Source organism: Streptomyces sp. NPDC002773 (assembly GCF_040295605.1).
Classification (GTDB): Bacteria; Actinomycetota; Actinomycetes; order Streptomycetales; family Streptomycetaceae; genus Streptomyces.
The window spans coordinates 1,590-2,822 of the sequence record NZ_JBEOVO010000072.1 but is presented as its reverse complement, the minus strand read 5'-3'; the positions used below and the strand labels follow the sequence as shown (position 1 = coordinate 2,822).

The 1,233-nt window shown below is 56.5% G+C and carries 1 rRNA gene (cut by both window edges); it reads left to right on the top strand.

Annotation, left to right across the window (positions count from 1 at the left end):
* A 23S ribosomal RNA gene (locus tag ABT034_RS35165) occupies positions 1–1,233 on the top strand (it extends past both window edges: 194 nt to the left, 1,556 nt to the right).

The following is a 1,233-nucleotide window of genomic DNA, read 5'->3' as shown; positions in this document are numbered from 1 at the left end:
TTAACGGCTCGTTTGAGAGACACCCAAGTAGCACGGGGCCCGAGAAATCCCGTGTGAATCTGGCGGGACCACCCGCTAAGCCTAAATATTCCCTGGTGACCGATAGCGGATAGTACCGTGAGGGAATGGTGAAAAGTACCGCGGGAGCGGAGTGAAATAGTACCTGAAACCGTGTGCCTACAAGCCGTGGGAGCGTCGCTCATCGAGTTTACTCGGTGGGTCGTGACTGCGTGCCTTTTGAAGAATGAGCCTGCGAGTTTGCGGTGTGTTGCGAGGTTAACCCGTGTGGGGAAGCCGTAGCGAAAGCGAGTCCGAATAGGGCGATTTAGTAGCGCGCTCAAGACCCGAAGCGGAGTGATCTAGCCATGGGCAGGTTGAAGCGGAGGTAAGACTTCGTGGAGGACCGAACCCACCAGGGTTGAAAACCTGGGGGATGACCTGTGGTTAGGGGTGAAAGGCCAATCAAACTCCGTGATAGCTGGTTCTCCCCGAAATGCATTTAGGTGCAGCGTCGTGTGTTTCTTGCCGGAGGTAGAGCACTGGATAGGCGATGGGCCCTACCGGGTTACTGACCTTAGCCAAACTCCGAATGCCGGTAAGTGAGAGCACGGCAGTGAGACTGTGGGGGATAAGCTCCATGGTCGAGAGGGAAACAGCCCAGAGCATCGACTAAGGCCCCTAAGCGTACGCTAAGTGGGAAAGGATGTGGAGTCGCAGAGACAACCAGGAGGTTGGCTTAGAAGCAGCCACCCTTGAAAGAGTGCGTAATAGCTCACTGGTCAAGTGATTCCGCGCCGACAATGTAGCGGGGCTCAAGCGTACCGCCGAAGTCGTGTCATTGCAGCTATAGGGCCAACGCCCGCTGTGATGGGTAGGGGAGCGTCGTGTGCCGGGTGAAGCAGCCGCGGAAGCGAGTTGTGGACGGTTCACGAGTGAGAATGCAGGCATGAGTAGCGATACACACGTGAGAAACGTGTGCGCCGATTGACTAAGGGTTCCTGGGTCAAGCTGATCTGCCCAGGGTAAGTCGGGACCTAAGGCGAGGCCGACAGGCGTAGTCGATGGACAACCGGTTGATATTCCGGTACCCGCTTTGAAACGCCCAATATCGAATCAGGCGATGCTAAGTCCGTGAAGCCGTTCCGGACCCTTCGGGGAAAGGAAAGTGGTGGAGCCGACGAACCAGACTTGTAGTAGGTAAGCGATGGGGTGACGCAGGAAGGTAGTCCAACC